The sequence below is a fragment of the Oricola indica genome (assembly GCF_019966595.1).
In the GTDB taxonomy this organism is placed as follows: domain Bacteria; phylum Pseudomonadota; class Alphaproteobacteria; order Rhizobiales; family Rhizobiaceae; genus Oricola; species Oricola indica.
On sequence record NZ_JAINFJ010000008.1, the window covers coordinates 112,758 to 126,951 of the forward strand.

The window sequence follows — 14,194 nt, forward strand, 5'->3', positions numbered from 1 at the left end:
GCCATGCGCACGAATCCAGACACTTCGAAGGCATCCCGGGAGCACATGAAATGAACCTGCAGACACCGGTCGCAGCGCCGATGCAACCGACCTCCGACGATCCGTCCGCGCCGGTGCATCCGCTCTTTGCGGATACGCCGGGGTCTGTCGAGTTCCGAAAACTCAGAAAACGCCTGCTGCGCAACATGCGCCAGGCGATCGACGATTTCGCGATGGTGAAGCCGGGCGACCGCTGGCTCGTCGGTCTCTCTGGCGGAAAGGACTCCTTCGGGCTTCTCGCGCTGCTGCTCGACCTGAAATGGCGCGGACTTCTGCCGGTCGACCTGCTGGCCTGCAATCTCGATCAGGGCCAGCCGAGTTTCCCAAAACACATCCTGCCAGACTGGCTGGCGAAATACGGGATCGAACATCGCATCGAGTATCAGGACACCTATTCGGTCGTCACGGACAAGATCCCGGAAAACCGGACCTATTGCTCGCTATGCTCCCGTCTGCGCCGCGGCCATCTCTACCGGGTTGCGCGCGAGGAGGGGTGCTCGGCGCTTATCCTGGGGCATCACCGGGAAGATATCCTCGAAACCTTCTTCATGAACCTGTTCCATGGCGGTCGGCTCGCCGCCATGCCGCCGAAGCTGCTCAATGATGAAGGCGACGTGATGGTGATGCGGCCGCTGTCCTACTGCGCCGAGGCCGACCTCGAGAAATTCGCTGCCGGCATGCGGTTCCCGATCATACCCTGCGATCTGTGCGGATCGCAGGACGGCCTCCAGCGCAACGCGATGAAGGCGATGCTCGCGGATATCGAGAAGCGCATGCCCGGCCGCAAGGATACGATGATCCGGGCCATGACGACTGTCCGTCCGAGCCATCTGCTGGACCGTTCGCTGTTCGATTTCGCATCCCTGTCGACGAACAACGGCGGTGGCCAGTCGAACGATCAGTGAGAGGGCGCGTCACCCGGATTGCTGAAAAGCTTTCCCTTTTCCGCGACGAGCACCAGCAAGAGCGTGATGAACGACATCAAGGCGCTGCCCGCGATCAGGGGCAGGGCCGTCCCGTCGAATGCCTGACCGATGGCCGCGCCGGCGAGGCCTCCGCCGACAGTCTGCGTGAACCCGAGCACCGATGAGGCCGTTCCCGCGACTTTCCCAAGCGGTTCCATGGCGATGGAATTGAAATTCGCGCCGATGAGGCCGAACAGCGGCATGATCACGATCAGGACGGTCATGAAAAGCCAGAGCGGCACGTCGTGGGTGAAAAACCAGAGCGATGCGATGGTGGACAGGACGAGGTGGGCGATGAGCGCGCCATGCGACAGGCGGCGCATGCCGATCCGTTGAACGATCCGCGCATTGAGGAAGGATGCGGCCGACATGAACGCCGCGCCGACCGCCATCGCCAGCGGGAAATAGGCGTGCAGGCCGTAGACTTCCCCGAGAATCGGCTGCGCCAGATTCAGGAATGCGAACAGCGACCCGAAGAAGAATGCCGTTCCCACCGTGTAGAACAGCGAAATCCGGTTGGAGACGACGAGTTGGAAGCCCCTGAGAACCGGGCCGACCGCGAGCTCCCTGCGGTTTTCCGGATTGAGCGTTTCCGGCATGCGCATCGCGGTCCACACCGTCATGGCCACGGCGAGCAGCGCCATGAACCAGAAGATGTGTTGCCAAGGGCCGATCATGATGATTCCCTGACCGACAAACGGTGCGATGATCGGGACGACCATGAATACCATCATCACAAGCGACATGGTGGAAGCCATGGTCCGGCCGGAATGCGTGTCGCGCACCATGGCCAGCGCGATCACCCGCGTTGCCGCTGCTCCGAGCCCCTGGACGAAGCGAAAGACGAGGACGAGTTCGAATGTCGGCGCGAATGACCCGGCAATCGCGCAGGCGATATAGATCGCAAGCCCGATGAACAGCGGTATACGCCGGCCGAAGCGGTCTGAGATCGGGCCGAAGAACAACTGCGCCGAGCCGAAACCCAGCACGTAAGACAGCAGCAGATACTGAACGCTGTTGCCGTCGATCGAATAGGCCGATGCAATATTCGGAAATGCCGGGAGAAGAATGTCGATCGCCAGCGCGTTGAGCGCCATCAGTCCCGCGACGATGGCGATGAATTCGACTCGCGGCACGCGCATGTCCGCGAGTTGCTCCGTAACGGGCCCGGTGGATTTTTCCTGCATGGGGTCGTGCCTATTCCGCCGCAGCGGCCTGTTCGGTGTAGCCGGCGAGTTCGCCGTTCAAGACGTAGCGGAGAATCTCGACGACCTGTTCGGGGGTCTTCGTCACAGCGAGCGCGGCGGCGTCGACTTCCTTGAGCGCATGGGCGTGTTCGTCCTGATGCATGACGATAAGCGGCTTGCCCAATGCACTCGCATAGCCAGCGTCGAATGCCGCGTTCCACTGCTTGTATTTCTCGCCGAACCGCACGACGACGACATCGGCTTTCCCGATCAGCGTGCGCGTGCGTATCGCGTTGACCTGGGCGCCCTTGTGATCGTGCCAGAACTTGTTCGGCTCTGCGCCAAGAATGGCGACGCCGCAGTCGTCGGATGCCTCGTGGTGCGTGACCGGGCCGGTCAGGGTTACGGGCAGGCCCGCATCCTTCACGCCCTTTTCGATCTGCGCGCGCCAGTCTGTGTGGATTTCACCGGATAGGTAGACGGTCCAGGTCATCGTCGTGCTCCTTCGCCCGTGGAATAAGGCCAATGGCATCCGCCTGTCCATCGCCGGGCGCGATTATTTCCCGAGATGGATCGTTTCCGAATAAGCGACAGCGGACAGAGCGTCAGCCGGCAGGCGCCCAGTCGATCCAGCGCCCGTGATAGTCGCCCCGGCCTAGGGGCAATGTCTCGCCGTCTGCGCTATCGCCGTTCCACAGCGTCACGGAAAGTGCGGCGCCGTCCGGTTTCCCGTCGGGCTCGAAGCGAAGCCATGCGAGCGGCGCGTAGGCTGTTGCGCGTGTGCCGGCATCTTTGATGAGCGCCGCCACCGCACCCTGTTCGGCCGCCGGCATGTACTGCCACATGATGGTGTGGAAGATCACGTGGAGATGTCCCGTCCGTGGCATATTCAGCCGTCCTGCGAGGAAGCGCCCGGCGTCCGCCGTTTCGACCTGCGGCGGGAAATCCTTGGCGATTCGAAGCGCGCCGTTCAGCCGGTCGAGACGGGTGGTCTGGTCTGCCCAGACATAGGAGCGCAACCGAAGACGATCCTCTTCGCGGTCGATCGGGATCGGCGCGATATCGCAGCCGGCACTTTCTGCGACAGTGACCGGAACCGGGGCAGGAGGCGTTCCGCCGCGCCATTCGCAAGGCAGCACGACCGGCGAATTCTCATCGCCCCATGTCCAGCTTCCGTAGTCGTAGCGGTAGCGGTGCCAGTTCTGGTTCAGGCCGGCGCTCGACCCTATCTCCGAGACCGCGAGCGGCAGCCCGCAACGCTTCGCGAGCCAAAGAAAGGCGGGCAGCAGGACTGCCGAACGAGCTGTCTCGTTGGTTTGCGGCGGGCTGTCGAGAAACTGTGCGATAAATTCGCCGTGTCGCGTCACGGCGCCGAACACTGCTTCGGCAAGCACATCTTTCGCCGCCTCGGTGGGCGGGTAGACGGCGGCCAATTCCGGGTCACGGCCTTCCAGCACCAGAGAATGCAGTGCCCCGGTCAGGCGCAGCGGCAACGCGTCGCCGACAGGGGCGAGATTGCCGCTCCAGCCGGCGAGCCGGTCATGAACCGGGCCGTGAGGTAGGCCCTTGGCCGTGATCAGCCCGCAAAGCGCTGCCGTGAAGGGCGATCCGAGCCGCTCACATGATTTTTCCTGTTTCGCAAATGAACCGGCGACCCCTTCCGGGAGCGGCATGGGAGGCATGTCGCCATGCCCACCGGTTCCGGTCAGGCCGCACCCTTTGAGGCGACGCCTTTTTCTTGGAAGTGACCCTGCAATTCACCGGCCTGGAACATTTCGCGGATGATGTCGCAACCGCCGACGAATTCGCCCTTCACGTAGAGCTGCGGAATGGTCGGCCAGTTGGAATAATCCTTGATTCCCTGGCGAATATCGTCGTCCGCGAGCACGTTGATGCCCTTGTAGTCGACGCCGAGGTAATCGAGGATCTGGACAACCTGTCCGGAAAAACCGCATTGCGGGAAGCCCGGCGTGCCCTTCATGAAAAGGACGACGTCGTTGGATTTGACTTCCTGGTCGATGAAGTCGTTGATTCCGCTCATAATCTCATCCTTTGTCTCACCGGATGCGAGATCCGGTCGATTTTCGGTTTGTTCTATATATTGCGGCTGCGCTTTATTTCACAACCCGGATGCATCTTTACCGATGCGGGCGGGCGGCGCTGCGGCAACCGGCGGCTTCAGCCGAGCCTATTCAGGCGCACTCGTCTGCAGCGCAAGCGCGTGGAGAACACCGCCCATGTTTCCCTCGAGCGCCTGATAGACCATCTGGTGCTGCTGCACGCGCGACTTGCCGCGAAAACTCTCGGACACGACTTCGGCCGCATAGTGATCGCCATCGCCCGCGAGATCGCGGATCGTCACGGTGGCGTCCGGAATTCCGGCCTTGATCATTTTCTCGATGTCCGAGGCGTTCATGGGCATCAGTGCGGTCTCCTATTCCGCGGCTTCGGCGCGGTGCGATGCATCCATGAAGTCGGGGAACCACGATTCATGGATGGCGGACAATTCATTGACAGATATGGAGACCGGCACCGGCGCCGTCAATGCGAGGATGTCGCCGCCGACCGTACCCAGTTCGCGGAACGGAACACCGGCGCCTTCCGCGTTGAGCGCGAAGAAACGGGCGAGTTCGGCGCTCACGGTCACGAGATAGCGGCCCTGGTCCTCGCCGAACAAAAGCGCGTGAGCCGGCCCGGCGTCGCCGGCATCGACCGTCACGCCCTTGCCGGAGGCCATGCACATTTCCGCGAGCGCGACGAGCATGCCGCCGTCCGAAATGTCGTGGCAGGCGGTGACCTGGCCGTTGCGGATGGCAGAGCGCACGAAATCGCCGTTGCGTTTCTCGCAATAGAGATCGACCGGCGGTGGCGGACCGTCATTGCGGTCGTTGACGAGACGGTTGAAGACCGACTGGCCGAGATGCGTGCCGTCGCCGCCGAGAAGAAACACTGTGTCGCCGGATTGCATCGTCGAGATACGCGCCATGACCGAATAATCGGGCAGCAGGCCGACACCGGCGATGGTTGGCGTCGGCAGGATCGCCTCGCCATTGGTCTCGTTGTAGAGCGATACATTACCCGAGACGATCGGGAAACCGAGCGCCGTGCAGGCTTCGCCGATCCCCTCGATCGCGCGCACCAGCTGGCCCATGATCTCCGGGCGTTCCGGGTTGCCGAAATTGAGGTTGTCGGTCGCGGCAAGCGGCTCCGCGCCGGTGGCGGTGATGTTGCGCCAGCATTCGGCGACGGCCTGCTTGCCGCCTTCATAGGCATCCGCTTCGCAATAGCGCGGCGTGACATCGGAAGAGAATGCGAGCGCCTTGGTCTCGTGCCCATCGACGCGGACGACGCCGGCGTCGCCGCCCGGCAATTGCAGCGAATTTCCCTGGATCAGCGTGTCGTATTGCTCCCAGACCCAGCGGCGCGACGACATGTTGGAAGAACCGAGTATCTGCTTGAGCGCCGCGCCGTAATCTTCGGGCTCGGCGAATTGCGACGCCTCGATTTCCTGGTAGAGGCCCGGGCTCATCCACGGGCGGTCGTATTCCGGAGCCTCGTCGCCGAGTTCCTTGATCGGCAGGTTGGCGACTTCCTCGCCTTCATGGAAAATCCGGAAGCGCAGATCGTCGGTCGTTTCGCCGACAATCGCGAAGTCGAGGCCCCATTTGTGGAAGATCGCCTTGGCGTCGTCTTCCTTTTCGGGGCGCAGCACCATCAGCATGCGCTCCTGGCTCTCGGATAGCATCATCTCATAGGCCGACATGCGCTCCTCGCGCACAGGCACCTTGTCGAGGTCGAGCTGGATGCCGAGATTGCCCTTCGCGCCCATTTCGACGGCCGAGCAGGTCAGCCCCGCCGCGCCCATGTCCTGGATCGCGATGACGGCGCCGGAGGCCATCAGTTCGAGGCAGGCTTCGAGCAGGCACTTCTCGGTGAACGGGTCGCCGACCTGCACGGTCGGGCGCTTCTGGTCGATATCGTCGCCAAACTCGGCCGAGGCCATCGTCGCGCCGCCGACGCCGTCGCGGCCGGTCTTTGCGCCGAGATAGACCACCGGCAGGCCAACGCCCTTGGCTTCGGACAGGAAGATCGCGTCTGTCTTGGCGATGCCGGCGGCAAAGGCGTTGACGAGAATGTTGCCGTTGTAGCGGGCATCGAATTCCACTTCGCCGCCGACTGTCGGGACGCCGAAGGAATTGCCGTACCCACCGACGCCGGAAACGACGCCGGAAACGAGATGGCGCGTCTTCGGGTGATCCGGTTCGCCGAAGCGCAGCGCGTTCATCGCCGCGACGGGCCTTGCGCCCATGGTGAACACGTCGCGCAGGATACCGCCGACGCCCGTGGCCGCGCCCTGGTAGGGTTCGATATAGGAGGGGTGGTTGTGGCTCTCCATCTTGAAGACCACGCAATCTCCGTCTCCGATATCGACGACGCCGGCATTCTCGCCCGGTCCCTGGATGACCTGCGGCCCCGTGGTCGGCAGAGTCTTCAGCCATTTCTTGGAGGATTTGTAGGAACAGTGCTCGTTCCACATGGCCGACCAGATGCCGAGTTCGGTGAAGGTCGGTTCGCGTCCCGTGAGTTCGACGATACGGTCGTATTCGTCGGGCGTGATGCCGTGGGCTTCAACGAGTTCGGGCGTGATGGGAACAGAGTTGCGAATGGTCATGTGGGCGATCGTCTCGCGAGGTTCGGGCTTGAGGCACGTGCTATCACTCCGCCCGCACGCAGGACAAGCGGTCGCGCCGCTTTGGATGCGGACAGATGTGGATTGCGGGACGCGGGCCGCTATTCGAGCGAGTCGAAGTTCAGCGACGGCGAGGACAGCAGGTCGGCGAGGGCGGTTATCCCGCGTTCCATCTTCGCGTCGCTGAGCGGGCCGGTCAGCGAGATGCGGATATTCGGGCAGGGGTAGTTGATCGCGCCGATCTTGTATTCATCCGCGCCATCGACCACGACACCCGCTTCCCGTGCCGCCTTGCCGAAGGTTCCTGGCAGCCATGGATCGGGCAGGGTGAGCCAGATGAACGGGCAGTCCGGATCGCTGCGGACTTCGACATCGGGATTGGCGTTGGAGAGCAGGTCGTCCGCCATGCGGGTTCGCCGCGCGATGATCTGGCGCACGCGCGAGCGGATCCTCGCCGCCTCGCCGGACAGCACCAGACGCGCCGCGGTCTCCTTGAGCAGGAAGGGCGCGCCGCCCGTCAGCAGGCGATGCGCATTGACGACCCGGGTCAGCGTGCCGGGCGGGCATGAGATCCAGCCGGAGCGCAGCCCCGCCGACACGGATTTGGAAAGACCGTTGAGGTGGAACGTCCGTTCCGGCGCCATCGAGGCGAGCGGCGTCGGCGCGTCGTCCTTCATGCCGCCATAGATGTTGTCCTCGATGATCCAGACATTGTACCTGCGCGCGATTTCGACGATGCGCACGCGATTTTCCTCGGAAACGGTTCCGAGCGTCGGATTGTTCAGCGTTGCCACCAGCACAATCGCCTTGGGGTGCTGTTGCGCGCAGACATGTTCGAAATCTTCCGGGTCGATGCCGTCGGGCGTCGATTTGAGCCGGGCGACGCGTCGTCCGGACATGGAGACGGCGCGAGGCGTTGCGGGGTAGCACAATTCCTCGAAGGCGATCCGGTCGCCGATGGTCGAGATGGCGGCGATCGCGGCCATGATGCCGGCATGCACGCCGAGTGTCGGGATGACGAGCAAGGGGTCTGGCGACCATCCGCCATGGCCGAGCCAGAGGCTGCCGGCTTCCTGCCAGGAGCGCGGTACCGACCGGATGTAATCAATGCCGGCATAGCCGCTCTCGACACTCGTCTTGCCGATGATCTCGCCGATAAGGCCGCCTTGGCCGACATCCGCGGCCGCGGTCGATGTCATCGCGATCGCGGCGTCGGGAAGCTGGAGCCTGTCGCCAGTCGGCGCGGCGGGCACGTGCCGCACTGTCGTGGCGGGGCGGATTTCATCGTCGGGTCGTTCGAGCACATAGGTGCCGCGCCCGACCTCGCCGGAGACAAGGCCGCGCTCGCGTACCATGGAATAGGCGCGGCTGACCGTGCCGACCGTGACGCCGAGGTCGAAGGCGAGGTTGCGTTGCGGCGGCAGCTTCGCGCCGGAGGGAAGATCGCCGGTCTCGATCGCGTCTTCAATACGCCCCGCGAGCCGCACATAGAGCGGACCGTCACCGCTTTTGAGATCTGGAAGCCAAGTTGTCATGGTGACAATTTATAGGTTGAGAGACAATTCGAGTCAATGTACCCCAACGACAGTTTCAACCTCCCACTGAAAGGGTCAGTACAATGGTATCAATTGATACAATCGTGCCGCACAATGGCCCTGTACGCATCGGCTACAGGACATATGCCGGCATTGGCGCGGTGCCTCTGCAGGAATGGTTCAAGGTTCTCGTAGCGATCATGCGCGCGCGTTATACGAAACAGCGCACCCGCCGACACCTGCGCGATCTCACCGATGATCAGTTGCGCGACATCGGCATCACGCGCAGCCAGGCGCAGTGGGAAGCGGACCGGCCGTCCTGGTGGTACCGTAAATAACAGAAATACGGGCGCCTGCCGTCAGCAGGCGCTTCGTCCGCCCGACCAGGCGATGACATCGTCATTGATCCGCGCCGAAACCGGCTCGGACGCCAGCGGGCCAAAGGTGGTGATCTTCACCGGATCGCCACTTGCCTCGATCACGAGTTTCGGCAGCCCAGTCGACTTGCCTCTCTCCACCACAAGCAGTCGCGGGTTGCCGATCCTCGTGTCGAGTTCCGGAATGACCGCGAGACCGCGGAATGCCCGGTCGCCTGACCGGAACCAGCATTTCTGCGCATTCTCGTTGATCACGGAAAGGGCCTCGACAGACTTGTCGGCAGTGATCTCGATATTCAGAACGCCGCCAGCGCGTTCGCCGGTGCAGCCGACGACGAGGAGGCTGGCGGCCAGCGCGAGATGGGCCCGGCCGCGTCCGGGCATCAGGCGGCTGCCTTCCCGGTAATCCCCAGCGCACTTTCGAACAGACCGCGCCCGTCGGAGCCGCCATGGGCGGCCTCGATCAGGTTTTCGGGATGCGGCATCATGCCGAGCACATTGCCGGCCTCGTTGACGATGCCCGCGATATCCTCGATGGAGCCGTTCGGATTGGTGCCTTCGGCATAGCGGAAGACGACCTGGCCGTTGCCGTTCAGCCGCTCCAGCGTTTCCGCGTCGGCGAAATAATTGCCGTCATGATGGGCGACGGGGCAGCGGATGACCTGGCCCTGCGCATAGGCGGAAGTGAAGGCGGTCTCGGCGTTCGTCACCTCGAGCTTCACTTCACGGCAGACGAATTTCAGCGAGGCGTTGCGCATCAGCGCGCCCGGCAGAAGGCCCGCCTCCAGCAGGATCTGGAAACCGTTGCAAACGCCGAGAACCTTCACACCGGCCTCGGCCTTGCGCCTGAGAGCGCCCATGACCGGCATGCGCGCCGCGATCGCGCCGCAGCGCAGGTAATCGCCATAGGAAAAGCCGCCGGGAACAACGATCAGATCGACATCGGGAATGTCCGTATCCGTCTGCCAGACCGTAACCGGCGGCGTGCCGGAAATCTTCGTGATCGCCGCGATCATGTCGCGGTCGCGGTTGAGACCGGGCAGGAGGAGGACGGCGGTTTTCATCGTCAGACGATCTCCACCGCGTAGTCCTCGATCACGGTGTTGGCGAGGAGCTTCTCGCACATCGCCTTCAGGTCGGCTTCCGCCTTTGCGCGGTCGGAGGTATCGAGTTCGACGTCGAACACCTTGCCCTGACGGACCTTGGCGACCTCTGAGAAGTCCAGTGCGTGCAGGGCGCCTTCGATGGCCTTTCCCTGCGGGTCGAGGACGCCGCTCTTCAATGTAACCGTGACGCGTGCCTTGATCATTTTTTCTTCCGGGTCGCTTATTTCACCAGAACCGGGCCCTTGGGGCGCGACTGTTCTGTCTCGTTCATGATGCCCAGCCGGCGGGCAACTTCCTGATAGGCCTCGACGAGCCCACCGATGTCTCGGCGGAAGCGGTCCTTGTCCAGCTTCTCGTTGGTCTTGACGTCCCACAGCCGGCAGGAATCGGGGGAAATCTCGTCGGCGACGACGATGCGCATCATGTCGCCCTCATAGAGCCGCCCGCACTCGATCTTGAAGTCGACGAGCTGGATGCCGATGCCGAGGAAGAGGCCGGTCAGGAAATCGTTGACGCGGATGGCCAGCGCCATGATGTCGTCGATTTCCTGCGGGCTCGCCCAGCCGAAGGCGGTGACGTGTTCCTCGGTGACCATCGGATCATCGAGAGCGTCGGCCTTGTAATAGAATTCGATGACCGAGCGCGGCAGCACCGTGCCTTCCTCGATACCGAGGCGCTTGGAAATCGAGCCGGCCGCGATGTTGCGGACGACGACCTCGAGCGGGATGATCTCGACTTCGCGGATCAGCTGCTCGCGCATGTTCAGGCGCTTGATGAAATGCGTCGGAATGCCGATCCGGTTCAGATTGGTGAAGATATGCTCGGAAATCCGGTTGTTGAGGACGCCCTTGCCCTCAATGACGTCGTGCTTCTTCTTGTTGAAGGCGGTCGCGTCGTCCTTAAAAAACTGAACCAGGGTGCCGGGCTCGGGGCCTTCGTAAAGGATCTTGGCCTTGCCTTCGTAGATGCGGCGGCGTTGTTTCATGAAATTCGTGCTCTGCATTGAAAAATGGCTGCCGCGGCCGAACCGCGATGTCATTTGCGCCGTTTACTCCAAACGTCGCGTAAGCACAAACGTAGCCTTCGCCTATCCAGTCATTTTCCTCATGCGACCAATGGGCGGACGCAATCGAGTTGATATTTTGCCGGCCATTTGATTTAGACGTGCCAACACCCATCTGACCGGCACGGGAATCGCGCCGTAAAGACCTTTCAATGGAGACGATCGCCATGTCGATGAAAGACCGTGAGGACGCTTACGAGAACAAGTTCGCCCATGACCAGGAACTGCGGTTCAAGGCAATGGCGCGTCGCAACAAGCTGCTCGGCCTCTGGGCGGCCGAAAAACTCGGCAAGAGCGGAGCCGAGGCGGAAGCCTATGCGAAGGAAGTGATCATCGCGGACCTCGAAGAGGCCGGCGACGAGGACGTCTTCCGCAAGATCCGCGGTGATTTCGATGCCGCAAGCGTCGATCAGTCGGACCACCAGATCCGCCGCACCATGGAAGAACTGCTCGCCGAGGCGGTCAAGCAGGTCCAGAGCGACTGATCCGGCGCCCGACATGACCCATGACTATTCCCTCGCGGACCGGCTGAGCGCCGGCGAGACGGTGTTTACCGTCTGGTCGTCGCTTCCCGATCTCGGCCTCATCGAAGTGTTCGCGCAGGGCCCGTTCGGCGCCGTCACGCTGGACATGCAACATGGCGCGCATCACGTCGAAAGCGTCGCGCGGGGGCTTTCTCCGGTCATTACAGGCGGAAAACCGGCGGTTGTGCGTATCGCCCAGGGCGATTTCGGCATGGCGTCGCGTGCGCTCGACATGGGCGCGGATGCGGTGATCGCACCGATGATCAATTCCATCGAGGACGCGAAAGCGTTTCGCGATGCGATGAAGTATCCACCCGTTGGCGGGCGGTCCTGGGGGCCGACGCGCGCGCTCAAGCTGCGCGGGTTGGCCGGCGGAAACGACCATCTCTCGACAGCCAACAGGAAGACGCTGGCCTTCGCGATGATCGAGACCCGTGAGGCCTACGCGATCGCCGCCGATATCGCCGCGCTGGACGGGATCGACGGCCTGTTTGTCGGGCCTTCGGATTTCTCGATTGCATGGTCGAACGGCGCGGCGGTGAACCCGGCGTCGGAGGACATGCAGGAAGCGGTGGCGAATGTCGCGCGCATCGCCCGCGACTCCGGAAAGCATGCGGCGATTTTCGCAGCGGCACCGTCCGCTGCGCCAAGTTACATCGAACTCGGCTATCGTTTCATCGCGCTTGGCCTGGATACGGTGATGCTCGATGCCGGGCAGAAAGCGATCCTGGCGGCCGCCGAAGCATAAATCGGCGGCGCTAAAGCCGTTTCATGAATTCCGAGAAGACCATCAAACCTTCAGGCCAGGGCCCGTGTCCCGATTCGGCGTTGATGTGGCCGGATTCGCCCGCATCGACGAGGAACGAGCCCCACGCATCGGCGATATCGTCGGCCTCCTCGTAACTGGAGAACGGGTCGTTTCGGCTGGCCACCACGAAAGAGGGGAAGGGCAGCGGGTCGCGCGGATAGGGGCCAAAGGTCATCAGGTGCTTCGGCCGGACATCCGGATTGGCGACGTCGGGCGGCGCAACAAAGAACCCGCCGCGGACGTTCTCGGCTCCGTCCCGGATCGCGTGCACGGCCGCCGCGACTCCCAGAGAATGCGCCACGAGAACGACCGGCCTTTCCGCACGATCGATTTCCTCGCGCACACGCGCGATCCAGTCCTCGCGTACCGGCTTCGACCACTCGGCCTGTTCAACGCGGCGCGCGGACGGCATGCCGCTTTGCCACCGGCTTTGCCAATGATCGGGCCCGGAATTGGTGTAGCCGGGGATGATGAGGATTTCTGCGTCCTTGATCTTCATGCGTCGGAGGTCGGCATTCCGCCGCCATTTGTCAATCCGGCGCATGAAGAGTTTTCGAGGCAGGGCGTTACTGAGCCGCCGGCACGGTATCCGAGATCGCCGGGGCCGTGACGGCGGGGGCGGTCACTTCGGTGTCGATGTTCCCGGTTCCGCCAGACATGAAGAAAATGCCGACGATCATGAGGGCGATGACGCCCAAGGCGATCATCGGGCCGGTCGAACTGGCTTTTCCGGTGTCCTGATAGGGATACATGCCGGATCGGGTGTCGAAGTCGTCGCGATAGTCCACCATTTAAGGTCTCCTTTCATCCGATTGCGGATGAGAGAAACCTGGCGGTTGAAAATGGTGATTTCCGAGCCGATCGGTTCACATGGCGTTTCGGTTCGAAAGGAATCGCGTTCCATTCGGGTCTGGCCGGAAAATGAAAGAAAATACAGATCGTTAGAGATTTTCAGCCCGGATCAAACGAGATTACGCCCGGTCACAATCCGGGAGAATCCGGCGCACTCTCGCGCGGTTTAGCGGAAAAACCGCAGACGCGACCCGAATACGTTGACCGCAAGACCGACGAAGACCAGCGCCGATCCCGCTGCCGTCAGGGGCGTCAGCGCTTCGCCGAATACGATCGCCGTAGAGACCATTCCGAATACCGGGATAAGCAGCGCGAACGGGGTCACGGTGGCGGCTGGATGACTGCGCAGCAGATGGATCCATGCCGCGAAGGCGAACACGGTGGTCGGGTAGGCGAGAAAGGCGATCGACAGCGCCGATGTGACGGAGGGAACATGATCGGGCAAGCCGAACATCGTGCCTTCGAAGACCATGGACAGCGCAAACAGGGGAATCGGTGCGGCGAGGCTCGACCAGCCCACGAAGCCCAGCATTGCGGTTGGCTTTGCCGCTTTTGCGATGATGTTCGCCAGGCCCCATGCCGCGGCCGAGGCTATAACCATCAGGAAAGGCACCGGTGGCGTGATTTCGGCATTCGCGAAGCCGATCAGCAGGATGCCAGACACCGCGACTGCCGCGCCGGCGATTTCATGCCTGCGCGGCCGTTCGGAAAAGACGATGACGGCAAACAGCACGGTGAAGAACACCTGCATCTGCACCACCAGCGAGGCGAGGCCCGGCGGCATGCCCAGCCGGATCGCCGAAAACAGCAGACCGAACATCACCGCGCCCTGCGTCACGCCGTAAGCGACCAGAAGCCGGAGCGGCACCTTGGGGACCGGAACGAAGAAGATCAGCGGGATTGCGGCGAAGAGATAACGGTAGCCCGTCACCAGCAAGGGCGGCAGGTCGGTGACCGCCAGCTTGATCGCGACGAAAGCGAAGCCGTACATGGCGCTTGCCAGGATGGCGAGCAGGATATGCGCAACGGGCATCTGATCTGTCCGGGC

General features: G+C 62.7%; 19 protein-coding genes. 5 read left to right on the forward strand and 14 right to left on the reverse strand.

Going from position 1 to position 14,194, the window contains the following annotated elements:
• Positions 1–80 precede the first annotated feature (80 nt).
• Complete coding sequence (gene ttcA, locus LC343_RS18510; protein WP_428982615.1) at positions 81–944, forward strand: tRNA 2-thiocytidine(32) synthetase TtcA; 864 nt, start codon at positions 81–83, stop codon at positions 942–944.
• On the opposite strand, the gene LC343_RS18515 is transcribed toward ttcA, so the two are convergent.
• The 7 genes from LC343_RS18515 to LC343_RS18545 form a co-directional block, all read right to left on the reverse strand.
• Positions 938–2,146 (reverse strand): multidrug effflux MFS transporter, encoded by a 1,209-nt coding sequence (locus LC343_RS18515; RefSeq protein WP_428982617.1) that lies wholly within the window; start codon positions 2,144–2,146, stop codon positions 938–940. The genes ttcA and LC343_RS18515 overlap by 7 nt on opposite strands.
• 55 nt (positions 2,147–2,201) lie before the next feature.
• Positions 2,202–2,684: a YtoQ family protein gene (locus tag LC343_RS18520; protein ID WP_338018599.1), complete on the reverse strand. Its 483-nt coding sequence runs from the start codon at positions 2,682–2,684 to the stop codon at positions 2,202–2,204.
• Between the two features lie 112 nt (positions 2,685–2,796).
• A complete protein-coding gene (locus LC343_RS18525) occupies positions 2,797–3,873 on the reverse strand; it encodes a DUF2332 domain-containing protein (RefSeq protein ID WP_223478660.1) in 1,077 nt (358 codons plus the stop codon).
• A 23-nt stretch (positions 3,874–3,896) separates the two neighbouring features.
• Positions 3,897–4,232 carry a Grx4 family monothiol glutaredoxin gene (gene grxD, locus LC343_RS18530; RefSeq protein ID WP_223478661.1) on the reverse strand — a complete coding sequence of 112 codons (336 nt, stop codon included), beginning with the start codon at positions 4,230–4,232 and terminating at the stop codon, positions 3,897–3,899.
• Between the two features lie 147 nt (positions 4,233–4,379).
• Positions 4,380–4,613, reverse strand: coding sequence for a BolA/IbaG family iron-sulfur metabolism protein (locus LC343_RS18535; RefSeq protein ID WP_223478662.1), 234 nt, complete (start codon positions 4,611–4,613; stop codon positions 4,380–4,382).
• A 12-nt stretch (positions 4,614–4,625) separates the two neighbouring features.
• Positions 4,626–6,863, reverse strand: coding sequence for a phosphoribosylformylglycinamidine synthase subunit PurL (purL, locus tag LC343_RS18540; RefSeq protein WP_223478663.1), 2,238 nt, complete (start codon positions 6,861–6,863; stop codon positions 4,626–4,628).
• Positions 6,864–6,982: 119 nt separating this feature from the next.
• Entirely contained in the window at positions 6,983–8,416 is a 1,434-nt protein-coding gene (locus LC343_RS18545; RefSeq protein ID WP_223478664.1) for an aminotransferase-like domain-containing protein, read from the reverse strand.
• An 83-nt stretch (positions 8,417–8,499) separates the two neighbouring features.
• Between LC343_RS18545 and LC343_RS18550 the strand changes: the two genes are divergently transcribed.
• Entirely contained in the window at positions 8,500–8,754 is a 255-nt protein-coding gene (locus tag LC343_RS18550; protein WP_223478665.1) for a DUF1127 domain-containing protein, read from the forward strand.
• 21 nt (positions 8,755–8,775) lie between these two features.
• Here the strand turns inward: LC343_RS18550 and LC343_RS18555 are convergent, their stop codons facing one another.
• The 4 genes from LC343_RS18555 to purC are packed head-to-tail and all read right to left on the reverse strand — an operon-like array spanning position 8,776 to position 10,884.
• Entirely contained in the window at positions 8,776–9,177 is a 402-nt protein-coding gene (locus LC343_RS18555; RefSeq protein WP_223478666.1) for a hypothetical protein, read from the reverse strand.
• The gene (gene purQ / locus LC343_RS18560) at positions 9,177–9,857 is read right to left on the reverse strand and encodes a phosphoribosylformylglycinamidine synthase subunit PurQ (RefSeq protein WP_223478667.1); all 681 of its coding nucleotides are present in this window, start codon (positions 9,855–9,857) and stop codon (positions 9,177–9,179) included. Before purQ ends, LC343_RS18555 begins: the two co-directional genes overlap by 1 nt.
• 2 nt (positions 9,858–9,859) lie before the next feature.
• Positions 9,860–10,102: a phosphoribosylformylglycinamidine synthase subunit PurS gene (gene purS, locus LC343_RS18565; protein WP_223478668.1), complete on the reverse strand. Its 243-nt coding sequence runs from the start codon at positions 10,100–10,102 to the stop codon at positions 9,860–9,862.
• Positions 10,103–10,119: 17 nt separating this feature from the next.
• The gene (gene purC, locus LC343_RS18570; protein ID WP_223478669.1) at positions 10,120–10,884 is read right to left on the reverse strand and encodes a phosphoribosylaminoimidazolesuccinocarboxamide synthase; all 765 of its coding nucleotides are present in this window, start codon (positions 10,882–10,884) and stop codon (positions 10,120–10,122) included.
• Here purC and LC343_RS18575 point away from each other — a divergent pair.
• From LC343_RS18575 to LC343_RS18585, 3 genes are all read left to right on the forward strand, one after another.
• Positions 10,883–11,056 (forward strand): hypothetical protein, encoded by a 174-nt coding sequence (locus LC343_RS18575; protein WP_223478670.1) that lies wholly within the window; start codon positions 10,883–10,885, stop codon positions 11,054–11,056. The genes purC and LC343_RS18575 overlap by 2 nt on opposite strands.
• 73 nt (positions 11,057–11,129) lie before the next feature.
• Entirely contained in the window at positions 11,130–11,447 is a 318-nt protein-coding gene (locus LC343_RS18580) for a DUF1476 domain-containing protein (RefSeq protein WP_223478671.1), read from the forward strand.
• Between the two features lie 13 nt (positions 11,448–11,460).
• On the forward strand, positions 11,461–12,234 hold the full coding sequence (locus LC343_RS18585; RefSeq protein ID WP_223478672.1) for an HpcH/HpaI aldolase family protein: 774 nt from the start codon (positions 11,461–11,463) through the stop codon (positions 12,232–12,234).
• 10 nt (positions 12,235–12,244) lie between these two features.
• On the opposite strand, the gene LC343_RS18590 is transcribed toward LC343_RS18585, so the two are convergent.
• The 3 genes from LC343_RS18590 to LC343_RS18600 all read right to left on the reverse strand — a co-directional run bounded on the left by LC343_RS18590 (position 12,245) and on the right by LC343_RS18600 (position 14,179).
• Entirely contained in the window at positions 12,245–12,793 is a 549-nt protein-coding gene (locus LC343_RS18590; RefSeq protein ID WP_223478760.1) for an RBBP9/YdeN family alpha/beta hydrolase, read from the reverse strand.
• 67 nt (positions 12,794–12,860) lie between these two features.
• Entirely contained in the window at positions 12,861–13,085 is a 225-nt protein-coding gene (locus LC343_RS18595; RefSeq protein WP_223478673.1) for a hypothetical protein, read from the reverse strand.
• 227 nt (positions 13,086–13,312) lie between these two features.
• A complete protein-coding gene (locus LC343_RS18600) occupies positions 13,313–14,179 on the reverse strand; it encodes an EamA family transporter (RefSeq protein ID WP_223478674.1) in 867 nt (288 codons plus the stop codon).
• Positions 14,180–14,194: the final 15 nt, after the last annotated feature.

Bases quoted from the DNA above. Each gene is read 5' to 3' on its own strand.
- LC343_RS18585 (WP_223478672.1), top strand. From the start codon at position 11,461: ATGACCCATGACTATTCCCTCGCGGACCGGCTGAGCGCCGGCGAGACG.
- purQ (WP_223478667.1), bottom strand. From the start codon at position 9,857: ATGAAAACCGCCGTCCTCCTCCTGCCCGGTCTCAACCGCGACCGCGAC.
- LC343_RS18575 (WP_223478670.1), top strand. From the start codon at position 10,883: ATGAAATTCGTGCTCTGCATTGAAAAATGGCTGCCGCGGCCGAACCGC.
- grxD (WP_223478661.1), bottom strand. From the start codon at position 4,232: ATGAGCGGAATCAACGACTTCATCGACCAGGAAGTCAAATCCAACGAC.
- LC343_RS18525 (WP_223478660.1), bottom strand. From the start codon at position 3,873: ATGCCTCCCATGCCGCTCCCGGAAGGGGTCGCCGGTTCATTTGCGAAA.
- purL (WP_223478663.1), bottom strand. From the start codon at position 6,863: ATGACCATTCGCAACTCTGTTCCCATCACGCCCGAACTCGTTGAAGCC.
- LC343_RS18580 (WP_223478671.1), top strand. From the start codon at position 11,130: ATGTCGATGAAAGACCGTGAGGACGCTTACGAGAACAAGTTCGCCCAT.
- LC343_RS18550 (WP_223478665.1), top strand. From the start codon at position 8,500: ATGGTATCAATTGATACAATCGTGCCGCACAATGGCCCTGTACGCATC.
- LC343_RS18590 (WP_223478760.1), bottom strand. From the start codon at position 12,793: ATGAAGATCAAGGACGCAGAAATCCTCATCATCCCCGGCTACACCAAT.
- purS (WP_223478668.1), bottom strand. From the start codon at position 10,102: ATGATCAAGGCACGCGTCACGGTTACATTGAAGAGCGGCGTCCTCGAC.
- LC343_RS18535 (WP_223478662.1), bottom strand. From the start codon at position 4,613: ATGCCCATGAACGCCTCGGACATCGAGAAAATGATCAAGGCCGGAATT.
- ttcA (WP_428982615.1), top strand. From the start codon at position 81: ATGCAACCGACCTCCGACGATCCGTCCGCGCCGGTGCATCCGCTCTTT.
- LC343_RS18600 (WP_223478674.1), bottom strand. From the start codon at position 14,179: ATGCCCGTTGCGCATATCCTGCTCGCCATCCTGGCAAGCGCCATGTAC.
- LC343_RS18515 (WP_428982617.1), bottom strand. From the start codon at position 2,146: ATGCGCGTGCCGCGAGTCGAATTCATCGCCATCGTCGCGGGACTGATG.
- LC343_RS18595 (WP_223478673.1), bottom strand. From the start codon at position 13,085: ATGGTGGACTATCGCGACGACTTCGACACCCGATCCGGCATGTATCCC.
- LC343_RS18555 (WP_223478666.1), bottom strand. From the start codon at position 9,177: ATGCCCGGACGCGGCCGGGCCCATCTCGCGCTGGCCGCCAGCCTCCTC.
- purC (WP_223478669.1), bottom strand. From the start codon at position 10,884: ATGAAACAACGCCGCCGCATCTACGAAGGCAAGGCCAAGATCCTTTAC.
- LC343_RS18520 (WP_338018599.1), bottom strand. From the start codon at position 2,684: ATGACCTGGACCGTCTACCTATCCGGTGAAATCCACACAGACTGGCGC.
- LC343_RS18545 (WP_223478664.1), bottom strand. From the start codon at position 8,416: ATGACAACTTGGCTTCCAGATCTCAAAAGCGGTGACGGTCCGCTCTAT.